Annotated in this window: 16 protein-coding genes; 7 read left to right on the forward strand and 9 right to left on the reverse strand. The window is 36.5% G+C overall.

All coding sequences use genetic code 11. From position 1 onward, the window contains the following. Positions 1-21: 21 nt before the first annotated feature. The 3 genes from NYE53_RS17935 to NYE53_RS17945 all read right to left on the reverse strand — a co-directional run bounded on the left by NYE53_RS17935 (position 22) and on the right by NYE53_RS17945 (position 4,932). The gene (locus NYE53_RS17935; RefSeq protein ID WP_339246030.1) at positions 22-1,932 is read right to left on the reverse strand and encodes a glycosyltransferase; all 1,911 of its coding nucleotides are present in this window, start codon (positions 1,930-1,932) and stop codon (positions 22-24) included. Between the two features lie 74 nt (positions 1,933-2,006). Further along, positions 2,007-3,527: a glycosyltransferase gene (locus NYE53_RS17940; protein ID WP_339246032.1), complete on the reverse strand. Its 1,521-nt coding sequence runs from the start codon at positions 3,525-3,527 to the stop codon at positions 2,007-2,009. A 34-nt stretch (positions 3,528-3,561) separates the two neighbouring features. Continuing rightward, positions 3,562-4,932: an alpha-glucosyltransferase N-terminal domain-containing protein gene (locus NYE53_RS17945; RefSeq protein WP_339246035.1), complete on the reverse strand. Its 1,371-nt coding sequence runs from the start codon at positions 4,930-4,932 to the stop codon at positions 3,562-3,564. Positions 4,933-5,272: 340 nt separating this feature from the next. Here NYE53_RS17945 and galU point away from each other — a divergent pair, with 340 nt between their 5' ends. Continuing rightward, positions 5,273-6,151 (forward strand): UTP--glucose-1-phosphate uridylyltransferase GalU, encoded by an 879-nt coding sequence (gene galU, locus NYE53_RS17950; RefSeq protein ID WP_003227944.1) that lies wholly within the window; start codon positions 5,273-5,275, stop codon positions 6,149-6,151. A gap of 41 nt (positions 6,152-6,192) precedes the next feature. Here galU and tagH read toward each other — a convergent pair whose 3' ends face one another. The 6 genes from tagH to tagD all read right to left on the reverse strand — a co-directional run bounded on the left by tagH (position 6,193) and on the right by tagD (position 14,656). Beyond that, the gene (gene tagH, locus NYE53_RS17955) at positions 6,193-7,776 is read right to left on the reverse strand and encodes a teichoic acids export ABC transporter ATP-binding subunit TagH (protein WP_041850462.1); all 1,584 of its coding nucleotides are present in this window, start codon (positions 7,774-7,776) and stop codon (positions 6,193-6,195) included. A gap of 19 nt (positions 7,777-7,795) precedes the next feature. Continuing rightward, entirely contained in the window at positions 7,796-8,623 is an 828-nt protein-coding gene (gene tagG / locus NYE53_RS17960; RefSeq protein WP_014665585.1) for a teichoic acids export ABC transporter permease subunit TagG, read from the reverse strand. Between the two features lie 173 nt (positions 8,624-8,796). After that, complete coding sequence (gene ggaB / locus NYE53_RS17965) at positions 8,797-11,499, reverse strand: poly(glucosyl N-acetylgalactosamine 1-phosphate) glucosyltransferase (protein WP_339246040.1); 2,703 nt, start codon at positions 11,497-11,499, stop codon at positions 8,797-8,799. 125 nt (positions 11,500-11,624) lie between these two features. Beyond that, positions 11,625-12,965: a glycosyltransferase family 2 protein gene (locus NYE53_RS17970; protein ID WP_339246041.1), complete on the reverse strand. Its 1,341-nt coding sequence runs from the start codon at positions 12,963-12,965 to the stop codon at positions 11,625-11,627. A gap of 23 nt (positions 12,966-12,988) precedes the next feature. Next, positions 12,989-14,173, reverse strand: a complete 1,185-nt coding sequence (locus tag NYE53_RS17975) for a CDP-glycerol glycerophosphotransferase family protein (protein ID WP_339246044.1) — start codon at positions 14,171-14,173, stop codon at positions 12,989-12,991. Positions 14,174-14,266: 93 nt separating this feature from the next. Then, entirely contained in the window at positions 14,267-14,656 is a 390-nt protein-coding gene (gene tagD / locus NYE53_RS17980; RefSeq protein ID WP_029318766.1) for a glycerol-3-phosphate cytidylyltransferase, read from the reverse strand. A gap of 507 nt (positions 14,657-15,163) precedes the next feature. Here tagD and NYE53_RS17985 point away from each other — a divergent pair. The 6 genes from NYE53_RS17985 to NYE53_RS18010 all read left to right on the forward strand — a co-directional run bounded on the left by NYE53_RS17985 (position 15,164) and on the right by NYE53_RS18010 (position 22,059). Next, positions 15,164-15,937, forward strand: a complete 774-nt coding sequence (locus NYE53_RS17985) for a WecB/TagA/CpsF family glycosyltransferase (RefSeq protein ID WP_339246046.1) — start codon at positions 15,164-15,166, stop codon at positions 15,935-15,937. A 95-nt stretch (positions 15,938-16,032) separates the two neighbouring features. Further along, the gene (locus NYE53_RS17990; protein ID WP_339246047.1) at positions 16,033-17,184 is read left to right on the forward strand and encodes a CDP-glycerol glycerophosphotransferase family protein; all 1,152 of its coding nucleotides are present in this window, start codon (positions 16,033-16,035) and stop codon (positions 17,182-17,184) included. 88 nt (positions 17,185-17,272) lie between these two features. Further along, positions 17,273-17,986, forward strand: coding sequence for a 2-C-methyl-D-erythritol 4-phosphate cytidylyltransferase (locus NYE53_RS17995; protein ID WP_003235520.1), 714 nt, complete (start codon positions 17,273-17,275; stop codon positions 17,984-17,986). Next, on the forward strand, positions 17,983-19,008 hold the full coding sequence (locus NYE53_RS18000; protein ID WP_003235523.1) for a ribitol-5-phosphate dehydrogenase: 1,026 nt from the start codon (positions 17,983-17,985) through the stop codon (positions 19,006-19,008). Before NYE53_RS17995 ends, NYE53_RS18000 begins: the two co-directional genes overlap by 4 nt. A gap of 3 nt (positions 19,009-19,011) precedes the next feature. Beyond that, positions 19,012-20,181: a CDP-glycerol glycerophosphotransferase family protein gene (locus NYE53_RS18005; RefSeq protein ID WP_339246049.1), complete on the forward strand. Its 1,170-nt coding sequence runs from the start codon at positions 19,012-19,014 to the stop codon at positions 20,179-20,181. Between the two features lie 18 nt (positions 20,182-20,199). Then, the gene (locus NYE53_RS18010; protein WP_015384814.1) at positions 20,200-22,059 is read left to right on the forward strand and encodes a CDP-glycerol glycerophosphotransferase family protein; all 1,860 of its coding nucleotides are present in this window, start codon (positions 20,200-20,202) and stop codon (positions 22,057-22,059) included. The last annotated feature ends 13 nt before the right edge of the window (positions 22,060-22,072 follow it).

A 22,072-nucleotide genomic window follows, 5' to 3' on the forward strand; every position in this document is an offset into this window, starting at 1 on the left:
TTTGTCACCTGGTTTCTTTGTTTAACGGGTTGTTAGATAGAATTTCGATTGGTCCGATTGTATAAATAGATCTACTTTCTTCTTTATTTTAAAGCACCATAGCTTTTTTTCAATATTTTTACTGCAAAAGTACACACTGACATCCTTTTTCGGAACCAATGTGGTTTTATAAGAATTAATGGATAAAACAATATTGGTGTTTTGTAAATAAGCCGGAGCAAACTTTTGCTGAACGAGATTCCGATCAACCTGTATCACTGTCCCATCAGCTGAACTGATTTGATTTTTTATTGGTATTAAAAACTCTTGGTTATTGCATTCGAGCAATAATAAAGATTGCTTCGGAAAAAACAATTGGCTTCCAGGAAATACGAACGTTAAATGCTGGTCCGAATCATTATCTCTGAATTCGACTTTCAGAACTTCCTGCTTTCTGATATCCACCGACAAATTATCATAGGTTTTAGTAAAGTACGGCCGTGCGCTGAAAGCATATTCCCCGTTATTCCCAATATATTTAGCATGTTTTGAATAAGGATACGGTTCTCTGCTGCTGCCAATTCGGACGCGTTTTTTATAGCCGTCTATCCCCGATTCAATAAAGAAATCCCAAACACCAATATCTTCTTCATGAATAGCCAAATCAGTAAACTTCGTGAGAAATTCAAATTCTCCGTCCTTGGAATACACTGGAGAAATGATTTTTTCAGTTTTTCTATCACGGTGCACCCAAATGCCGTATAAAGTTTGCATAGCTTGATGCTCTGGTTGTAAAGCCGTGTGGGTAACCGACCCTCTTAATGTGAAAGTGTTGTCCTTCATTTGAAATTCGCTCACGTAATGACTGATTTTGTTTCTGTCATCAACAATCCGTTCATTCTCTGCCAAATGATATGAGATAAGGCTGGGATAGTTTGCTATGATATGACCATTTTTAACTGACGTATATTGGGCCATATTTTCTTTATCAGCTTCAAACTGCTTCAAGCCCTTTAGGTCATTATGGCGTACAAAGTGTAATTTTAACCGCGTATGAGAATGAACAAGCTTATCAATTTCCCGTGGTATATTTTGTTCAACAAAATGATGCAGCTCTGTCATCCATGTTTGCTGCTCCCGTTCGTCCTCGATTGTTACGGTAAAGTCCGTTGTTCTGGAAAAATCAAAATGACGATTTAAAAACTTCGCCATAAACTTCATTTTGCGATTATGTGAAAGACGGCTATTACGAATCATATCTATGATTACCTTCATTGCGCCATAGTAGCTTTGAGGCGCAACGTATGCAAACGTCATATGCTCGCCGTCATGCTGTACAGCATAGTAATAATCATAATCGGCCAAGACAGAAATTTTGTCCGCTTCTAAATAAGCCTGCATGACAAATACCTGATCCTCTGTAGCCTGTATATTAGAGGGGAAATATATGTCATGCATTCTAAGCAGTGAAACTTTAAAAAGTTTTGTCGGTCCTATTGAGTAAACAAGCGGAGATTTTACAAGATCCGCCTCAGGTTTCGTTTCCTTAAAAATAGCTTGCGGGACCGATCTGCCGTTTACACCGACCATTTTCCCAAGCACAATATCTGAATCATGCTGTTTTGCAAATTGATACATTCTCTCAAACGCTTCGATTCCTACATAATCATCGGAATCAATAAAAAAAATGTATTCACCGTTCGCAGCACGTATCGCCTGGTTTCGCGGCTCTCCCGGCCCTCCCGAGTTTTTTTCTCGTTCTATAACCGTTATATTAGAATACTGTTCACTGTACTTTTTTAATATTGAAACCGTGCCATCCTGAGAACAATCATCTACACAAATAATTTCGTACTCATTATTCGGCATGGTTTGTTGAACCAGACTATCCAGGCAGCGGGAGATAAAATGTTCTGAGTTGTATGTGGGTACTGCTGCAGTAATTTTCACCATGACACCTCTATCCTTATCCGCTTCTATTTCATTCACAAAAGCTCATATAATGAACAAAACAGTTTAAAAAAGCACTATTTCGTCATTTCAAATACTTCTTCCCATCTTTCAAATAATCGGGCTTCACTATATTCAGTATCCATTAAGTTCTTTGCGTTTTTTCCGTATTTAATGGCTCTCTCAGGGTTGTCGTACAAATAAATGATACTTTCAGCAAGCATGTCAATATTATCAGGTTCTACAAGCATTCCCGTTTCGTGTTCTTTTATGAGCTCCCTCGGGCTGTATTTCACATCAAAACTGACAACAGGGGTTGCGCACGAAAACGATTCACAAATCGCGAGACTAAACCCCTCAAATTTTGATGTTAATAATGTGGCAAGCGCCTGCTGATAAAATGGAGCAGGATTTGCGACATACCCTTTTAAATGTACATTATCTAACTTAAGATCATCGATCAATTGCTGGTATTCCTTATGGCCAGGACCGCTGCCATATATATTCAGGACAATATCCGGCCGGGATTTTTTTACGATTCCCATTGCTTTTATGACCTTATCGATCCCTTTTTCCTCATGATATCTGGCCACCATGACAAACTCGTTTTTCTTTTTTTCATACGTTTGTAATTTTTCAAGCCTTCTTGGTGCATGAGGAATAACAAAAATATTATTGTTCGACTCAAAATCCTTCATGATATCTTCTTTTTGTTCATTCGTTAATACGATCAGCCCGTCATAATCCTTAATATGCTCCATCGCATATTGATGATTGTTTCGAACTTTGCTGCCTAACGTATAAGGATAATCTAAATGATTTGAGTGAACACAGTAAAATCGTTTTGCCAATCCTGCACGCATTTCATTTACTTTTGAAGCACTTCCGACTCCATCACAGATGATAATAGGGTCCTTTTCTTTCTCACATAACGTTTCAAGCCAATGTGTATGAAACTGGTGCTTGTTTTTGAAAAATACAGCTTCCTTTTCACCACGGCCAAACAGCATAACTCCTTGACTGGCTCCTGTTTTAAAATGGTGCCATTCTGTTAAATAACAGAAACCGTCGGGTGCTGTGTAGTGAATTTGATTGATTTTTCCGCTTCTTGTATCGAAAATCACAGTTTTATTTACATAACCGCCATGAAAGAATTCTCGCTTTGTCATTTGCATATTTTCATTGAAATGATCTACATATAAAAGATTATCCGACTCATCCCATTTTTTCTTTTTTATATATAAGCCATTCTTGAAGTATTCCGTTTCTAATTTTTCCTCATTATGATACGCAGCGTATGGTTCTTCAAAGCGATTACGATTTTGATCATAGTAACTTTGTTGCGCTTCCCCAATTTTTATATGCTTATGCTGATTTTTATAGTCATCATAAATATTGAGGATATTTACATCAGCATGCAGCCTTCCAGCGCTCTTCAGCACTTGCTCAATCTGATCATAATTGTCTTTATAATCAAGTGTAACCAAATCGATTTTATGACCGCGCTCCGCAAATGTAAAAGATCTTGACATCATAGAGCTTGTAATGCCGCCTTTTTCAATGTCTATTTCATATATTAGTGAAAAGATCCTTCTCATCTTCAAGCTCCTTCTTCTGGTAAAACCTTGTCTGCTATTTTTTCACAAACAGCCGTTTCATTAATTTTCTCCGAAATCCCTCGGCAGTCTGAACACGCAAATAATTATTTTCTTTTTCTAAAGTAACTTGCCAGCCTGAAATACTTTGTTCTGATAATGGAATTTCCTTTGAACCGGTTATTCGCACACCTGATGCAAAGAAGCTATTATCCCACTTGGAACAGAGATACAATTCAATGGTGGACAACTGATCTAATACAGAGTGAACACGAAGTGTACCGCTTACGGTAAATATTAGTTCTTCCTCGCTGTTTACTTTTGCGTTAAACGTGCTTTCAGTGCCGCTCTTTTTATTTTTTAACTTCCAATACATTTTATGGCGGCCCACAGAATGGGGAGGAATGCAGCCTTTAAATTCAACCTTGGCTGACAAATATAAATCGGATTTTGATTGCCATTCTGCCATTAACAGCTCAACATTCATATCCTTCAATTGATTATTAAATGGCACCTGATCTATTAGTTTGTCCACAAAACGCTTGCGGGTAAACGGCTCTTCAGAAACGTAATAAATATTTGTGCGAGGCCCCGTATTTTTAATTATGTCATGATATCTCTTCAAGGAAGGAACCACAAAAGCATCAAGGTGGCCTATTTCCTTTTCAGGGTTTTCCAACATCTCATTCGTCTCTATAAAACCTAGATACATGGAAGAATATTCAACTGAAGAAAGAGATTTTAATGTAGTATATAACTCAACTTCAGAAGTCATAAATAAATAATCCGCTTCCTTTATCAAGCGGCTCAGAAAATAACGGGAAAGTTCATTTTCTGAATACAATACACTGACTATATTCTCTTTTTCGTCAAAAATGACAATTTTTTCAGTTGATCCATCATTCTTATACCATTTTGTCATATAACAAGTGCCATCTGCCCTTAAATAAAGATGCTGCTTCGGTTTGTTAGTGTCCAGATCCATGTACATTAAGCTGTGTACATATCCAGACAAATCATATTCTTCCCTTTTAAATCTTTGCCTGCTTTCATTAAAGTAATCAATGACAGCAAGTTCTCCTGATGCTGTAAACCTTTGATATTTAATATAACGTCCATTATTGTAATAACGATAAATTGGCTTATTTGGTTCTTGAATATATGTTAAACCTTCTTGTTCAATCGGATGCCTGATTTTATCTTTCTGAGGTTCAGAACCTTTAAAGTAGCTGTACATATTAATAACAGCAGTATCTTTAAAAGAAGAAGGCCCATTGGGCTCATGATATAAAGTGACAATTTCCATTGGATAATTCCAATCGATCGTATTGATACTAAACTTTTTTGCAGCATTCAGCTCTTGACAAACAAATGCTAATTTTGGAGTAGAAACCTTAATTGTCATCATCTATTTATTACCTTTCGAATAAATTCGTACAGTCACATTTTCAGAACTACATTATATCACTTTTGCTGAGCAGGCTCTAGAGATGAAGAAGCTGTTATATTTCTTGAAATACCGGATCAGGTGAAACTGTTATATCTATCAATTAATGATATTTTTTTGTATTTCCTCGACCCCAAAGTCACTGAATTGACTCTTGTTTAATATTGGTTTTTCTTATATGATTAAATGTGTTTAACAGAATGAAAATAGGGTATTGATGAGAAAAGAAACTCAAACATTTTAAATACTCAGCATTCAAAAGAGTGACCCTAAATCTGTTCTTAAGGAAGGTGCTTTGAAATTGAAAAAAGTACGTAAAGCCATAATCCCTGCCGCAGGTCTCGGAACGAGATTCTTGCCGGCTACGAAAGCAATGCCGAAAGAAATGCTTCCTATCGTTGATAAACCTACCATTCAATACATAATTGAAGAAGCTGTTGAAGCCGGTATTGAAGATATTATTATCGTAACAGGAAAAAGCAAGCGTGCGATTGAGGATCATTTTGATTACTCTCCTGAGCTTGAAAGAAACCTAGAAGAAAAAGGAAAAACTGAGCTGCTTGAAAAAGTGAAAAAGGCTTCTAACCTGGCTGACATTCACTATATCCGCCAAAAAGAACCTAAAGGTCTCGGACATGCTGTCTGGTGCGCGCGCAACTTTATCGGCGATGAGCCGTTTGCGGTACTGCTTGGAGACGATATTGTTCAGGCTGAAACACCAGGGTTGCGCCAATTAATGGATGAATATGAAAAAACACTTTCTTCTATTATCGGTGTTCAGCAGGTGCCTGAAGAAGAAACACACCGCTACGGCATTATTGACCCGCTGACAAGTGAAGGCCGCCGTTATCAGGTGAAAAACTTCGTTGAAAAACCGCCTAAAGGCACAGCACCTTCTAATCTTGCCATCTTAGGCCGTTACGTATTCACGCCTGAGATCTTCATGTATTTAGAAGAGCAGCAGGTTGGCGCCGGCGGAGAAATTCAGCTCACAGACGCCATTCAAAAACTGAATGAAATTCAAAGAGTGTTTGCTTACGACTTTGAAGGCAAGCGTTATGATGTTGGTGAAAAGCTCGGCTTTATCACAACAACTCTAGAATTTGCGATGCAGGATAAAGAGCTTCGCGATCAGCTCGTTCCATTTATGGAAGGTTTACTAAACAAAGAAGAAATCTAAACAAAAAGGCTATTGGACAACATTCATCCAATAGCCTTTTTTTATTTCAACATCAAAGTCAGTGTATGCTCTTCATTATCAACTGCAAAAACCTGATCAGCTGTATTCACAAGAAAACGCTTCTTGCTGCTGTCATACAATACATCGCTATCACTTAAGGATAGTGACGCCGGGGTGATAGGAGAAATGTTATGAAAAATAAGCTCTGTTGCTTTATCATTCTCCAACACATAGCTGATTTTTTCATAATCAAAATCTAACGTTTTTCTGCCGTCAGCCGTATCCCCTTCAGTATATCCATTCAACTTGGATTGAATGCTGGTTCTGCTGTCTCCCAGGAATTTCAGAAAGTATTCATAGGAAGATGCTGCGTTTTGCGAGACATAAGACGTAAATGCAGCGGCATGCAATTCAGCATGTTTCATGTTAGCTGCAACAGCGCTCTTTTTCACAAAATAAGACTGTCCGTTAAACTTTATTTTCGCTGCCTGTTTGCCTTTTGCAGCTACCGACACCTCTGTACCGAATGGCAGTGTAACGTCAGCCTTCTGTTTCAAACCCTGATCTTTATAAGCAGCCGCTTTTTCATTTGCTATAAACCCTTGCTTATTGACTGCGGTTAAGCGTTCATCTGACTTGCCCTTTGCATTGCCATGATGATTCTTCACTTCATTTTGCGGGATAGCACCAAACGAAGCAATTGTACGAAGCGGAGCATTAAAGAACATCGTTCCTGCCATGAATACAGTCAGGATAGACAAAATAGCAATTTGAACCGCATTAGCCAATGATTTCGGCTTTTTCTTCTTTTGGCGGAAACGGGCAAACGCTTCAGGATCTTCTTTCTTCCTCTCTTCCGTCTGCTCTTTTTTATATGTCTCTTTTTCTTTTTTAGACAGCTTATTAAACCAGTCAATAAACGCTTTATACTCTTTGACAACCGTTTTTGTTTCATCAAACATACGAAGCTCGCCATAGTGCATCCAAGCAACACGGTCACACATCTTTTCAATCTGACCGATTGAGTGGCTGACAAAGAAAATCGTTTTTCCTTGCTTTTTAAACTCATTTATTCTGTCTACACACTTCTGATAAAACGTTTGGTCCCCTACAGAAAGCGCTTCGTCAATAATTAAAATGTCAGGGTCAATATGCACGGAAATCGCAAAACCGAGACGCGATTTCATCCCGCTGGAATAGTTTTTAACCGGCTGATTAATAAAATCGCCAATCTCGGCAAATTCAACGATGCTGTCATACATATCATCAATTTCTTTATTGGTTAACCCCATCATCAAACACTTGAGCCGGACATTGTCCCGGCCCGTTAATTGGTTATTTAAACCGGCAGCAATCGCAATCAGCGACGGCTGGCCGTTCATTTCAATTTCACCGCTGGTCGGCGGAATAATTTTAGCCAGCAGGTTAGACATGGTTGATTTCCCTGATCCATTTATCCCTACAAAGCCGATTGTCTCTCCCTCATACACGTCAAAGGAGACATTCCGCACAGCAAAAAAACCATTATCCTTAGCCGGAAAAAACAATCCTTTTATCTTGTCCGATTGTTTTTTATACAAATGATATTGCTTTGAAACATTTCGAAACGAAACTTTTAGTTTCATCGTACAATCTCCTTACGTATTAAAGAAAGTCAACAAACTTGTCTCTGAATTTCATATGCAGAATAGAACCCACTAACAACAAAAGGAATGTGAACAGCCAGAAATACAGCGTGTACTTCATGTCTTGGAAAAACCATTTTCCGTCTAAGAAGCTGTTCCTAAATCCTTCTATCAGATAAAAAATCGGATTCAGCTTAAGCACAGGCAGAAGATTCGGGTGATTTTTCCCGAGCTGCTCTGAGATATTCCAAAAAATCGGAAGTAAAAAGAACAATAATCTGGTTACGGCCTGCAGCAGAAATTGATAATCTCTGACAAGCACACTGATTGTAGAGTTAAACAAGCTAAATGAAAACATAAACACAATCATGCAGATTAAATAGTAAATATATTGTATCCAATGCAAGCTAGGGTAAACACCGCTTGCTAAAAGGACAATGACATAAACACCCATCATTACAAAATAACTAAATAAATTTGAAGCAATCACAACAGAAGGCAGTGAACTGATCGGAAAATTCATTTTCGCAACCATATTGATCCGTTTAAATACACTGTTTGATCCATCCAGAATCGTCGGGCTAATAAAAAACCACGGGATCAAACCAGCCAGCATCCAAACAATAAAAGGCACTTCTCCAATACCTGTTATGACTGGCTTGCTGTTACGAATCCCCATACCAAATACAAACCAATACGCCAGCATTTGAATGAGAGGATTGAGAAACTGCCATAATACGCCAAGATAATTCATCTGATACTGAGACTTTGTCTCATACGAAGCTAAGCGCAAAATTAAAGGAAACGATGTCACTTGCTCTTTTACGATTCTTACTAATGCATTCATTGTTTATCTTCCTTAGACTTAAATGATTTTTTGGATCTTTCGGTTAAAGAAATTTGAAAGCACCGGTGAATATTGTAACAGATGTTGAGGTTTTTTTCACTTTTAAAAAGTAAAGAGAAGTCCCTCAGAACTTCTCCTAACATTTTGAAGTGTCAATATAAAACAAACCAACCTCATTTAGCAACTTTATTATTATCTAATTCCAAAATAGCTTTATAAATACGATTCCTATTATTTTTATCAGTATATGCAAAAAAGTTATCTACTCTTTTTCTATACTTATCTTCCATACGACTATTGTTTTTCATATAATAGATAACTTTATCAACTAAGCTATTATGATCTTCTATTACATCACCAAACCCCATTTTTTTATAATCATAATAATCAAGTTTAAAATGGTATGATTTTTCGTATTGATAATAGATAACAGGTTTTTTCTCATATGCAAAATCAAACGCAACAGATGAAAAATCAGTAATCATTATATTAGAAGAATTAAATAGCATTTGATAGCTGCTGTTATAGTCGGCAAACTTCACATACTCATGCTTTTCAAAGTCTACTATCTGTTGCTGAATATCTGGGTGCGGAAAAAAAGTTATTTTATAATTATTTTTTTTAGCAAATTCGATTAGCCGTTCATCATTAATCAAAGCATTATACCTAGAAAAGTATTCACTATCTTTAAATTTCGGGTTGTACGGTCTTACTCCTTTTGCCTGATCTTTCGGTAATACAATATCTTTTCTCCAAGTCGGCATTATTAGAAGCTGCTTTTCTCCTTCACTCTTCTTAAGATTATCGTATCTTGGAAATCCACCCAACAAAATATTCTCTTTTTTATAGTTGTAATTCCCTTTCACAATAGACCGATATTCAGGTTTGGCAGAAGTGACTAATAATTTGATATTCTTACTGTATTTATTTAACCATTCAGAATGATCTGCCATTGTTATTCCATGCTGTAAAAAGACAAACTCAAAATTAAATAAATCTCTAAAATAAATCTCCATATTAAAAAATGGATTTACAACCCATATATCTGCATGTGTCGATATTACTTTGGAAGAGGATAAGGTTAAAATTTTATGTCTAAAAGATCTGTATGGTATAACCTTTCCATATTTTTTAATCCTGTTGTAATCCTTGCTATCTTTTTTTATTATAAAGTATTTTTTTACCCCATCATTCTTGCTGATTGCATATTTAAAGAGGTGCTCTGCATTATCATCAGCTTTATCTTGTCTGTCTATGAATAACCAAACTGGCTTCCTGTTAAAAATAGTAAAAACATGGTGTGCCACTCTTGCCAACATTGCCTTTTTAATAGCTGATTTTCGTTTCTTTGATTTATCTCCTAATTTATTAAGGGATTTTAAGAAACGAAATTCTTTTATAAATCTATTTTTAAAATTGTTTTGTTTGAACATTAGTTTTTTATAATTATAATAAAAGATATAATCCTTTTTAGCTGCATAAGCGTTAAATAGATCATTTGACAAACCTGAATACTTAAAGAATCGAAGTTTTGCCATTTTCCTTTTTTTACCTTTGGCTATAAAAAGTTCAATATGGTGATTGCCATCAAGATAGCTTTTCGGAATATCTATAGAAAAACCAGGATATTTTTTTATTACTTCTCCCAAACTTATATAATCGTTATGACTTCTTTTTATTTTCTTAGCTTTTATTTTAATTTCTCCAATTTTAGCATAAAAATTAAAGCCTTTAGAATTAAAAAGAGAGCTCCAAAATCCTTCAATATGAATAGAATCCTCATTTTCTTCTAAAATCTCAATAGTTAGAGTTTGATTCGATAACTTCGAAACAATTTTATCTGCTCTGAATAAATAATAATCTTGTTCAGTTTCTTTTTCATATACATACTTACTATAATTTTCACCGTGTTTTATTTTTAAAGCATGATATAGATAGAAATGGCTGACACTTTTTGTATTAATAATCACATCGTCGTCAATATACGATAATACTTCTCGTATCAATGTTAAAAATTCACGGTATTCATTTTCGTCTAAAGGTGTTTCACTAATATCCTTAATCAATAATTTCCACTTCAAATCATGCATAACCATGTATTGAAGAAACAAAGGTATTTTCTGTTCATTATTTTTGGTGATATCGATTAAATTCTTGGAGAAAGTGATAAGTGAATGGTTAAACCAATTCTTATTTGCTTTAGCGGTCTGCATGGCAGACGATCCATCTTCTCTAACTCTATAATGATATTTTGCCTCCTTAACAAGACCATACTTTTTCTTTTGCGATATAATTAAATTAACTAGCTTAGCATCTTCACCTATTTTACAATTTTCATCAAACCTGATATTTTTCAAGGCATCATTTTTTATAAATGTAGAACAGCAATGAGTTAATATATGATGTGGTTCTTTTTCCACATCCAATATTCTCGTTGAAGAAAACTTATTATTTAGATTATGTTCTCCGGTTCTTCCTTCCTCAAAAAATATTGGGATTGCTACAATATCAACTTCATTTTTATGTTGGTTAAAGAAGTTTAAAACATTTTCGAATGTTTCTTCTGAAACTAAGTCATCTGGATCCAAAAATTGAATATATCTGCCTTCAGCATACTTTAAACCATAATTTCGGGCACTGCTCACTCCGCCATTCTGTTTCTCTACATATACAATATTTTTTGGATATTTTTGAGCATATTCTTTACAAATTATTTCACTTTTATCGGGGCTTTCATCATTCACAAGTATTAACTGAATATTCTCGAAGCCTATAGTCTGGTTAATAACGCTTTCTATTGCATCAGTTAAATATAACTCGACATTATAAATCGGCATTATAACACTGAAATCATAGTTAAAACTCTTTTCGTTCATAAAAGATTACTCCTAACAAAATGTTTATATGAATAAGAATCCGGGTAAATAAAAGTAAAAACAATTAGAGTGCTAAATTTTTGAAAAAACATGATTAATCTAGTAAAATGTATGAAAAGGATTCCTTACCTGTTTTTTAAAGTCTTTGTAAGAAAACTTTTAAATACGTTTACATGGTTAAGTTCTAAAGCATCATTTGGTGTTTTTAGGACAAAGTCAAATGCAAGGGCCCAAATCGGTATTTCTACAACAAAACCAGCATGTCTAAAATCTCTTAATTTATATCCCCATACTTCAATTGTTTTTTTCAGTTCTTTTCGTTTACATACTTTTAATCTATTAAAATATTTTATATATAATTTGTCATTTTCTTTCATCTCATAATACTGGTTAATAAAGTGCCCTGTTAATTCAAGTCTAAACCCTTTTATTTTTGTCGAAGTAACAGTACATGAACTAAGCAGTACTCTTTCTTTTTTTATATTTTCAAGAGCTTCTGTATTTTCTTTTAATAAGTGAAACATAAATTCTTTATAGTACATCGGCATATCTTGTTCTTTTATAAATTGCGGATCAATAAATTTTAAAACTTTTATAAAATCATCAACAAAAACTTTTTGTTCTTGTTGATCTAAAACAGACTTATAAACATCTCTATAGTTCGGATATAAAAACAATTTCATATGATATACAATTAAAAATTGCAGATAAGGCAAAACTATATCATATTTTTTTATTGAATCCATCAACAAAGTCATGTAACATTCATTCAACAAATATGTGTACCTTTTTTTGTTAAACCACGAACGATCAACTAACGAGTTCTGTTCTTTCCGTTTTCTATAAAAATACTTTCCTTCTGCAACTGCTCCGTATCTTTTTTCTTTCAGTAATAACTGATTAAAAAAGATAGCGTCTTCCCAAAACTTTATAGATTCATCAAACTGGACGGTACGATTTAGTGTATGTCTTCTGTAAAAAGTGCCGCCAATATAAAAGTGAATAGCTTTATAATCGTTGAGAATATTTATAACTCTTGTTCCTTTTTCAAATCTATTATTTAATTTATGTTCGCCTTCTTTTTCACCTGTGTAATAAACAGGTAATACCGCGATATTTACATCTTTGGAATCACAAAAAAAATCATAAACACTTTGCAGTGCATTATGAGACAATGCATCGTCAGAATCAAGAAAACCAATAAATTTAGATTTTTCGCTTACATTTGATAATCCACAATTTCTTGCAGCAGAGGGTCCAGAGTTTTCAATTTTCATGATTTTAATATTATTAGGATATAGATTTTTAAAGGACTCACAAATTTGAGGGCTGCTGTCAACACTGCCATCATCTATTAATATCAGTTCTATATTTTCCTTAAATCCAATTGACTGGTTAATGACACTTTCTATTGAGTACCTTAAATAATTCTCAGAATTATATATTGGCATAATTATAGAAAACATGTTTGTACCTCTTTATTTAGAAGTTAAAGGATCGTTTCAATTACTCTTTTAGAAGCCTTGCCATCTTCTAAATTACAAAATTCGTTATAAAAATCCTCATAGTTATGATCTATATAAGGATTATGTAACAACTCTATTACCGTATCTATAAGTTCTTCACTTGTTTGAACCAAGTTTCCTGGCGTTTTTTGCTGAAAATTAAAGTAAAAACCTCTGATAGAGTCTCGATAAGCCGGGAGATCATACACAAAAAATACAATGGGTTTTTTTAAATTCATATAATCAAAAAAGACAGAAGAATAATCCGTAATCAATAAATCACTAATTAAATATAAATCTCGAATATCTTTATATAAGGAAACATCTTTCACAAAATCTTTATATTTCCCTAAATTAAATTTTTCTGAAACTAGATAATGCATTCTTAAAAGAATAACCACAGAGTCCCCAAGCTTCCTCTTCATTTCCTCTAAATCAAATTGAAGCTTAAATTTATACTGACCAACTTTCTTAAACTCATTGTCTCTCCAAGTCGGTGCATATAAAATTATTTTTTTATCTTCGCTAATTTCTAACTCTTGTTTTACCCTTTTAATTAATGATTCTTTATTTGCCGAATAAAGTATGTCATTTCTCGGATAACCAGTCTCTAAAATTTGTTTTTTAAATTGAAACGCTCGTTTAAAAATTTCAGTCGAATAAGCATTAGGAGAAATCAAATAATCCCATTTGCTTGCTTCCTGCAGAAAATTCTGTTTATATTTTTCAGTTGTGGTTCCGGGCATATGCACTTCATCCATATCATTAGCAAGTTTTTTTAGCGGAGTGCCGTGCCACGTCTGTACATACAATGTGTTTTTTGGTTTTGGAATCCATAAAGGGAGCCGGCTGTTTGTAATCCAATATTTCGCTGTAGCCATGTACCAAATCCACTTAAAAGAAAACCTTTTTATATATGCTGCATCTACGCCGTCTAATGCCGACAAATATCGTTTATCAATGCTCCATATCATTTTATAATCATATTGATCTTTATTTTCCTGTAAATATTCATAGATTGCTCGGGGATTGCAGCTAAACTGCTTTCCTGAGTAGCTTTCAAATAAAATTAATTTATTGTTTCTTGGCAGAAGAGCAAAAATCTTAAAAAGAACTGAATAGGCCCTGACTAATAAACTTCTGCATTTTTGTAAAATAAAAGATTTCATAATGAACTCCTTAAAGAGTAAAAAATTTATATTTGCGCAAACAAGAAAAAAAGAAGCAACTGAATTACTTCAAGCCTCTTTAAGTTAGTGCTTCTATAAACTAGCCATGTCTTTTTTGATTTGGGTAGTTGAAATGCCTTCTGTTCTCGGAAGGTAAATGACCTCACAATATTCCTTTAAGAAGTCAAATTTCCCTTTCCAATCATCGCCGATCACAAATGTATCTATATCGTACTTTTGAATATCTGAGATTTTTTGTTCCCAGTTTTTTTCGGGAATCACTTCATCCACAAAATCAATTGTTTCTAAAATGAATTTTCGATGTTCATAGGAATGATGCGATTTTTTTTGTTTTTGAAGATTAAATTCATCTGTAGATAATCCCACGATTAAGTAATCACCCAGATTTTTTGCTCTTTGCAGCAGCTTCATGTGTCCATAATGAAATAAATCAAATGTTCCGTACGTTATCACTTTCTTCATCAGATAACATCACCTTCCAACTGTTTTCAACTGAGAGTACCAGAAAAAAACCACAAACCTTAACAGATTGTTTATAATTTCGACACATTTTTTACGTACCATTAATATTGAACAATAATAACATAAGTTCCTATAAAAGTTAAGGCTCTTTAAAAATGTCAATCACCAGCATTTTTTGGTATCATCGTTGTATTGATGTATATTTTTTACAGGTCTAATGTCTTATCCATACCCATTATAACAAGTTTTCTTTTTCGAAAAAATCGAATCTTTTGTCGCGTTTTTAAGTGAAACGATTTTCTTTCTGCTGCGTCATTTATTTTGTACGCCCTCCTCATATTAATTCATCGTCAAAACGTGAAGGAATTGTAATGTGAATGTTAAAAGTTCCTAAAGATTTTTGTGGTAAGATAGAGTAAAATGTTTTCAGACAAAGAGTCTTTAATCAAACTATACGAATGACACGTGTTTTTTATAGACATATAGATGAAAAGGAGGGTTGATACGATGCAAACGAAACCCATTAATCAATTAGATTTTGTAGACGGTGAACTGACTTCATTTGTATCACATTTAGAAACGTCATTTTTGGACCAGAATAAAGGTGCGTTCATCGTAACAGCGAATCCTGAAATCGGATTTGAAGCGATGCAAAATCCGCGATATGAAGCGGTTCTTTCATCTGCTGATTTTATTTTGCCGGATGGCATTGGTGTTGTGTTGGTTTCCAAGCTAATTGGTAAGCCGCTTCAATCCAGAATCGCCGGTTATGATTTGTTTACGTCTTTGGTTGAGAAGGCTGATCAAAAGAAAAAACGGGTTTTCTTTTACGGTGCAGCTAAGCATGTGATTGCTCAGACAATCGAGCGAGTCGAACGTGATTATCCTGGGATTGAAATTGCCGGATATTCTGACGGTTATGTGAAGAATCAACGTGAGGTGGCAGACAAGATCGCAGCCTCAAATCCTGACATGGTATTTGTCGCGTTAGGTTATCCTAATCAGGAGTTCTTTATCCATAAATACCGACATCTATTCCCTCAGGCTGTTTCTGTAGGGCTGGGCGGAAGCTTTGATGTGTTCAGCGGCAATGTCAAAAGAGCGCCCTCATTTTTTATCCGTTTTCACCTTGAATGGATGTACAGGCTGATCACAAACCCTGCGCGCTGGAGAAGAATGCTTAGCATTCCTAAGTATGTTACAGCCGTGCTGAAACATGAACGAACTTCAGCAAAGCCGCAATATACGGGACAGGTCAAAGATCAATCACGCCATCTGTAATGGGCCTTAAAGGAGCTATGGTATGTAATGAAATGCATGAATCTTTCGCTGTGCCTGCCGACAATCCGCGGCAGCCGTTTTGAGCTGATGACAGATTGAAATCCTGGTTTGCGTTTTTTTACTATTTGTTCATCAAAGTCATCGGCGCATTGCTGTTTTGGGTCAAACCGGGAAGTCAAGTGACCCTTCTTGTTTCCTTTCCTGATAATGCCCGGGCAATATTAAAGGAATATCAGATGGGACACTACTCATTTCCCATTCATGTACTTCTGACCCAGCATGCCAAATCGCTGGAAACAGAATTTCCTGAGCTTACTGTTTCAGTTATTAACGAAAAACACCCGCTTCATATATATAAAGCGGTCTTTTCTATGCTGAGCAGTAAAGCTGTGATTGTTGATAACTATTTTGTTTTGACAACCGTTTTGACCTGCAGACCTGATATAGAGTGTATCCAAGTTTGGCATGCGAATGGAGCGTTTAAACGATTTGGGTTAAAGGATATCAACACACAGAATCGTTCGCGGGCTGACGTGAGACGCTTTCGCAAAGTGTATGCTTCATTTGACCGGATTGTCGTCGGTTCTGAACATATGGCTGACATATTCAAGGAATTCTTCGATATAAAAGGTGATAAATTTCTTCGGTTTGGCGTGCCTTTAACCGATGCTTACTATGAGGTGAAAGAAAACAGTAATGACTTTAAAAGAAAATATCACCTGCCGGCAGAGAAAAAAATCATCCTGTATGCGCCAACCTTTAGGGATCATCAGTTTGAAAGCTTTTCGCTGCCGTTTTCAGAAAAACAGCTGCAGCATGATTTAAAAGGAAAATATTTACTTGCAGTAAAACTTCATCCTGTTATGAAGCAATCTGCTCAATTGCATGGGGATAGTGCGTGGATAAAAGACGTATCAGATCTCCCTCTTGCAGACCTTTTAAAAATGAGTGATCTGTTAATATCAGATTATTCTTCTGTCCCTTTTGAATTTGCTTTGCTGGACAAACCCATTTTGTTTTATACGTATGATATGGAGGCTTACAACAGAACCCGCGGTTTAATCCGCCATTATACAGAGGTAATCCCCGGGGTTCCTTGCCGTGATTCAGGAATGCTCTTGGACCAGCTGAAAGATATGAACAGGCTTCAATCTGAAGTGGAGCGCTTTTCACGTGAATGGAATCTGTACTCGAGAGGGAATGCCAGCAAGCTGCTTTTAAGCTATGTAAATGAGAAATTAAACTGATCTTTATATATAATAGAGATCGGTATTGCAAATAATATGAAAACCTTTTATAAAACATTATGAGTTGTAGTAAGGAAGGAGTCATTTTATGATTTATGCTGAGATTCTAGCCGGTGGAAAAGGTTCCCGCATGGGGAACGTTAATATGCCAAAACAGTTTTTGCCGTTAAATAAACGCCCAATTATCATTCATACGGTTGAAAAGTTTTTATTAAATGACCGTTTCGATAAGATTTTAATCGTCTCCCCTAAAGAGTGGATTAACCATACAAAAGACATTTTAAAGAAATTCATCGGGCAGGATGATCGCCTGATTGTCGTTGAAGGCGGCAGCGACCGTAATGAATCTATTATGAGCGGCATCCGCTATATTGAAAAAGAATTCGGTATTCAGGATGATGACGTGATCATCACTCACGATTCTGTGCGTCCGTTTCTCACTCATCGCATTATCGATGAAAACATTGATGCTGTTCTTCAATACGGCGCGGTTGATACTGTTATCTCAGCCATTGATACAATTATTGCTTCAGAAGACCAGGAATTTATTTCTGATATCCCTGTCCGCGATAACATGTATCAGGGGCAAACACCGCAAAGCTTCCGGATCAGCAAATTGGTCGAGCTTTATAATAAACTGTCCGATGAGCAAAAAGCTGTCCTTACTGACGCTTGCAAGATCTGCTCGTTAGCGGGTGAAAAAGTGAAGCTGGTCCGCGGTGAAGTCTTTAACATTAAAGTAACGACACCATATGACTTAAAAGTGGCTAATGCCATTTTACAGGAGCGAATTTCACAATGATTAATCAAACATATCGTTTAGTTTCTGCCCGACAATTTGAAGTGACATATAAAGATAAAGTTGTCCATTCAGATAAGGTCGTCGTCCGTCCTACCCATTTATCCATCTGTGCTGCAGACCAGCGTTATTATACTGGCTCACGCGGCAAAGAAGCGATGGACAAAAAACTGCCGATGGCTCTGATCCATGAAGGGATCGGAAAAGTCATGTTTGATCCAACAGGCACATTTAAAGTCGGAACCCGGGTTGTTATGGTGCCAAATACACCGGTTGAAGAGCATGAAGTCATCGCGGAGAATTACCTGCGGTCCAGCAGATTCCGTTCAAGCGGTTATGATGGATTTATGCAGGATTATATGTTCATGGCGCCTGATCGGCTTGTTGAGCTTCCAGACAGCATTAATCCGCATGTCGCAGCCTTCACTGAGCTTATTACAATTGCAGTTCACGCGCTTTCCCGCTTTGAGCGCATGGCGCATAAGAAGCGTGACACATTCGGTGTCTGGGGGGACGGAAATCTCGGATTTATCATGACGCTTCTACTGAAGAAAAAATATCCAGACAGCAAGGTGTTTATTTTCGGAAAAACACCTTACAAGCTTGATCATTTTTCTTTTGTTGATGCAGCTTATCAAATTAACGACATTCCTGAAGATGTCAGAATTGATCATGCCTTTGAATGCGTGGGCGGACGCGGCAGTGAAAGCGCAATTGAGCAAATCATTGCCCATGTCCATCCTGAAGCGTGTGTAGCGCTCTTAGGCGTATCTGAATACCCTGTTGAAATTGAAACAAGAATGGTGCTTGAAAAAGGGATTACGCTGATCGGCAGCAGCCGAAGCGGACGCGAGGATTTTGCCCGTACTGTAGACTTTTTAGCTCAATACCCTGAAGTCGTTGATTATTTAGAAACATTAGTTGGCGGACGCTTCCCGGTACGCAGTATTGAGGAAATTACAAACGCGTTTGAAGCAGATTTGACTTCATCTTGGGGAAAAACTGTTATTGAATGGGAAATTTAAACAGTGAAAACATTCCTTACACGAATTGTAAAAGGAGTATTCGGCACTGCTTATAAACTATTGAGCGCTTTATTACCAGTACAGCACAACAAAATTGTCATAGCTTCCTATCGTGAGGATCATTTAAGTGATAATTTTAAAGGTGTCTATGAAAAGCTGAAGCAAGATCCGTCTCTTCGCATCACCCTGCTGTTCCGCAAGATGGATAAGGGGCTGATCGGACGAGCTGCATATTTGCTTCATCTTTTCAGCTCGTTATATCACCTTGCAACATGCCGCGTGCTTTTGTTGGATGATTATTATTTTCCTTTGTATGTTGTGCCAAAACGAAAGGAAACTGTTGCCATCCAGCTTTGGCATGCTTGCGGCGCGTTTAAAAAATTTGGCTACAGCATTGTGAACAAGCCGTTCGGCCCTTCTTCTGATTATTTGAAGATTGTTCCCGTGCATTCAAACTATGATTATGCCATTGTCAGTGCACCCGCTGCCGTTCCGCATTTCGCCGAAGCGTTTCAAATGGAGGAAAAACAGATTTTGCCGCTCGGCATTCCAAGGACGGATTATTTTTATCATAAAGAACATATTCGCAGTGTACTGGATGAGTTTCATCGGGTTTATCCTGAACTGAAGCATAAAAAAAAGCTTTTGTATGCTCCTACTTTTCGAGGCAGCGGACATCATCAAGAGGGTGACGCTATACCGCTTGATCTGCTACAATTAAAATCGGCGCTAAACCATAAAGATTATGTCGTGATCCTCCATCTTCATCCGTATACGCGCAAACATGCGCACACGGAAGAGGATGATTTTGTGCTGGATTTAACTGATTCGTACTCTTTGTACGATTTGATGGCAATCTCTGATGGGCTGATAACCGATTATTCTTCAGTTATTTTCGAGTACAGCCTGCTGAAACGTCCGATGTATTTTTACTGCCCGGATTTAGAAGACTACTTGGAAGAACGTGATTTCTACTACCCGTTTGAATCGTTTGTACCCGGGCCGATTTCGAAAGACGTTCCATCGCTTGTACACGATATCGAGAGTGATCACGAGGCTGATACGAAACGTATTGAAGATTTTTCACAGGCATTTATCACCCATCAGGACGGCAAATCTTCAGAGCGGGTGGCCGATTTTATTTCATCATTTTTAACATCTGGTGCCGATTAGGAGAAAGTGAGGTACAAAGTGAAGCTGGCAAGAAAGATCAAGAACAGACTTTTCAGATCAAAAAAGAAAACGCAAAAAGAAAATGCAGCTGTCATTGTCCATCCAGCTGATAACAGGGTTTTTTCTCTATTTGATAAAACGAAGCGAATTGAAGAAAACCAGCAAGTCCCTGTCAGAAAGATTTCTGAGTTTTCTTGGAATGGGTCAATTTTAAAAATTGCGGGTTATATGTATATCAAGGGCCTGCCGCTTCAAAAAGAGGATCAGGTTCGAAAACGTTTATTATTGGTGAACAACGGTGTTTTATTTACAGCTGTTTCACTGCGGGATGTTCCGGTAGATAAGCTGTCAATTGATACTTCAAATGTGCCTGGAGCCTATAAGTGGGCAGGATTTTCACAGCAGATTAACTTTTCTAAGCTGATGAATGACAAGCCTCTTCCGCAGGGCGAGTATAAGCTGTTTCTCGAGATTGAAGCTGTAGATGACCAAAATGTAAAACATCAGGAAGTGCATACAGTCGGAAATGTAAGTAATTTCCTCTCTAATGATGTGTATGCCACAAAAATGGAATTTCATTCTGCTAAAAAGCTGATGAAGTTCAATTTGATCGTTAATTATGATGAGGGCGAAAAGACGATTAATTTGTCTTGCAACAAACTGCAGGAAATTGATCCGAGCCTTTTGGAGCTGGATACTGGAAAAGAGGCAAACCGCTTTTTGCGCAAGCTGAATACAAGCTTATTCCATTTTGCTTATGATGTATTCCGCCTACTTCCAATTAAGTCTAATAAAATTGTCTTTGCTTCTGACAGCCGGCTTGATATGACAGGAAACTTCGAATTTGTTTATGAAGAGCTGCTGAAACGTGAAGAAAATTTTGATTTCAAATTTTTCTTAAAGAGCAGCATTCGAGATAGAAAAAGCCTGTCTGAACTGATGTCTATGGCTTATCATTTTGCGACAAGCAAAATCATTTTTATAGATGATTTTTATCCGATTATTTATCCGTTAAAAATCCGTAAAAATGCGGACCTTGTCCAGCTGTGGCATGCTGTCGGCGCCTTTAAGACATTCGGCTACAGCCGAATCGGTCTGCCGGGAGGACCGTCACCGCATTCGAAAAACCATAGAAACTACACGAAGGTTATTGTCAGCTCTGAAAATATACGGAAGCACTACGCAGAGGGCTTTGGGGTAGACATTGAGAACGTCATTGCTACGGGCGTACCGCGAACAGACTTTTTCTTTGATGAAGCGAAGAAGGCATTTGTAAAAGAACGCCTTTATACAGAATATCCGTTTCTGAAGGACAAAAAGGTCATTCTTTTTGCTCCAACCTTCCGCGGAAACGGTCAGCAATCAGCTCATTATCCTTTTGAAGTGCTTGATTTTGACCGTCTGTACCGTGAGTTAAAGGATGAATATATCTTCTTATTCAAAATTCATCCATTTGTACGAAACGATGCCAATATTCCTTATCAGTACAGCGATTTCTTTTATGATTTCTCTTCGTTCAGGGAAATTAACGAGCTATTGCTCGTAACAGATATTCTGATAACGGATTACTCTTCTGTTTGCTTTGAGTATGCTTTATTAAATAAACCAATGATCTTCTTCAGCTATGATGTAGATGATTATATTCGCAAACGTGATTTCTATTACGATTACTTTGACTTTATTCCTGGCCCTCTTGCGAAAACGTCTGAGCAAATGATTTCGATCATTAAAGAAGAGAAGTATAACTTTGAGCAAATTGATTCATTTGTTCATTATTTCTTCGATGATCTTGATGGAAAAGCAAGTGAGCGAGTCGTCGATCAAATTGTTTTCCCTCAGGAAGAAGAGCCATCAGAGGATAAAGTTCTTAAAAGATAAATCAAAAACACCT

Source organism: Bacillus sp. FSL R5-0523, from assembly GCF_037975295.1.
Taxonomy (GTDB): Bacteria; Bacillota; Bacilli; order Bacillales; family Bacillaceae; genus Bacillus; species Bacillus subtilis.

What these genes read in the sequence shown, in the direction of transcription:
- tagD (WP_029318766.1), bottom strand. Translation starts at nt 14,656, where the DNA reads ATGAAGAAAGTGATAACGTACGGAACATTTGATTTATTTCATTATGGA.
- NYE53_RS17940 (WP_339246032.1), bottom strand. Translation starts at nt 3,527, where the DNA reads ATGAGAAGGATCTTTTCACTAATATATGAAATAGACATTGAAAAAGGC.
- NYE53_RS17985 (WP_339246046.1), top strand. Translation starts at nt 15,164, where the DNA reads ATGCAAACGAAACCCATTAATCAATTAGATTTTGTAGACGGTGAACTG.
- tagG (WP_014665585.1), bottom strand. Translation starts at nt 8,623, where the DNA reads ATGAATGCATTAGTAAGAATCGTAAAAGAGCAAGTGACATCGTTTCCT.
- tagH (WP_041850462.1), bottom strand. Translation starts at nt 7,776, where the DNA reads ATGAAACTAAAAGTTTCGTTTCGAAATGTTTCAAAGCAATATCATTTG.
- NYE53_RS17975 (WP_339246044.1), bottom strand. Translation starts at nt 14,173, where the DNA reads ATGAAATCTTTTATTTTACAAAAATGCAGAAGTTTATTAGTCAGGGCC.
- NYE53_RS17995 (WP_003235520.1), top strand. Translation starts at nt 17,273, where the DNA reads ATGATTTATGCTGAGATTCTAGCCGGTGGAAAAGGTTCCCGCATGGGG.
- NYE53_RS17945 (WP_339246035.1), bottom strand. Translation starts at nt 4,932, where the DNA reads ATGATGACAATTAAGGTTTCTACTCCAAAATTAGCATTTGTTTGTCAA.
- NYE53_RS17970 (WP_339246041.1), bottom strand. Translation starts at nt 12,965, where the DNA reads ATGTTTTCTATAATTATGCCAATATATAATTCTGAGAATTATTTAAGG.
- NYE53_RS17935 (WP_339246030.1), bottom strand. Translation starts at nt 1,932, where the DNA reads ATGGTGAAAATTACTGCAGCAGTACCCACATACAACTCAGAACATTTT.
- ggaB (WP_339246040.1), bottom strand. Translation starts at nt 11,499, where the DNA reads ATGAACGAAAAGAGTTTTAACTATGATTTCAGTGTTATAATGCCGATT.
- NYE53_RS18000 (WP_003235523.1), top strand. Translation starts at nt 17,983, where the DNA reads ATGATTAATCAAACATATCGTTTAGTTTCTGCCCGACAATTTGAAGTG.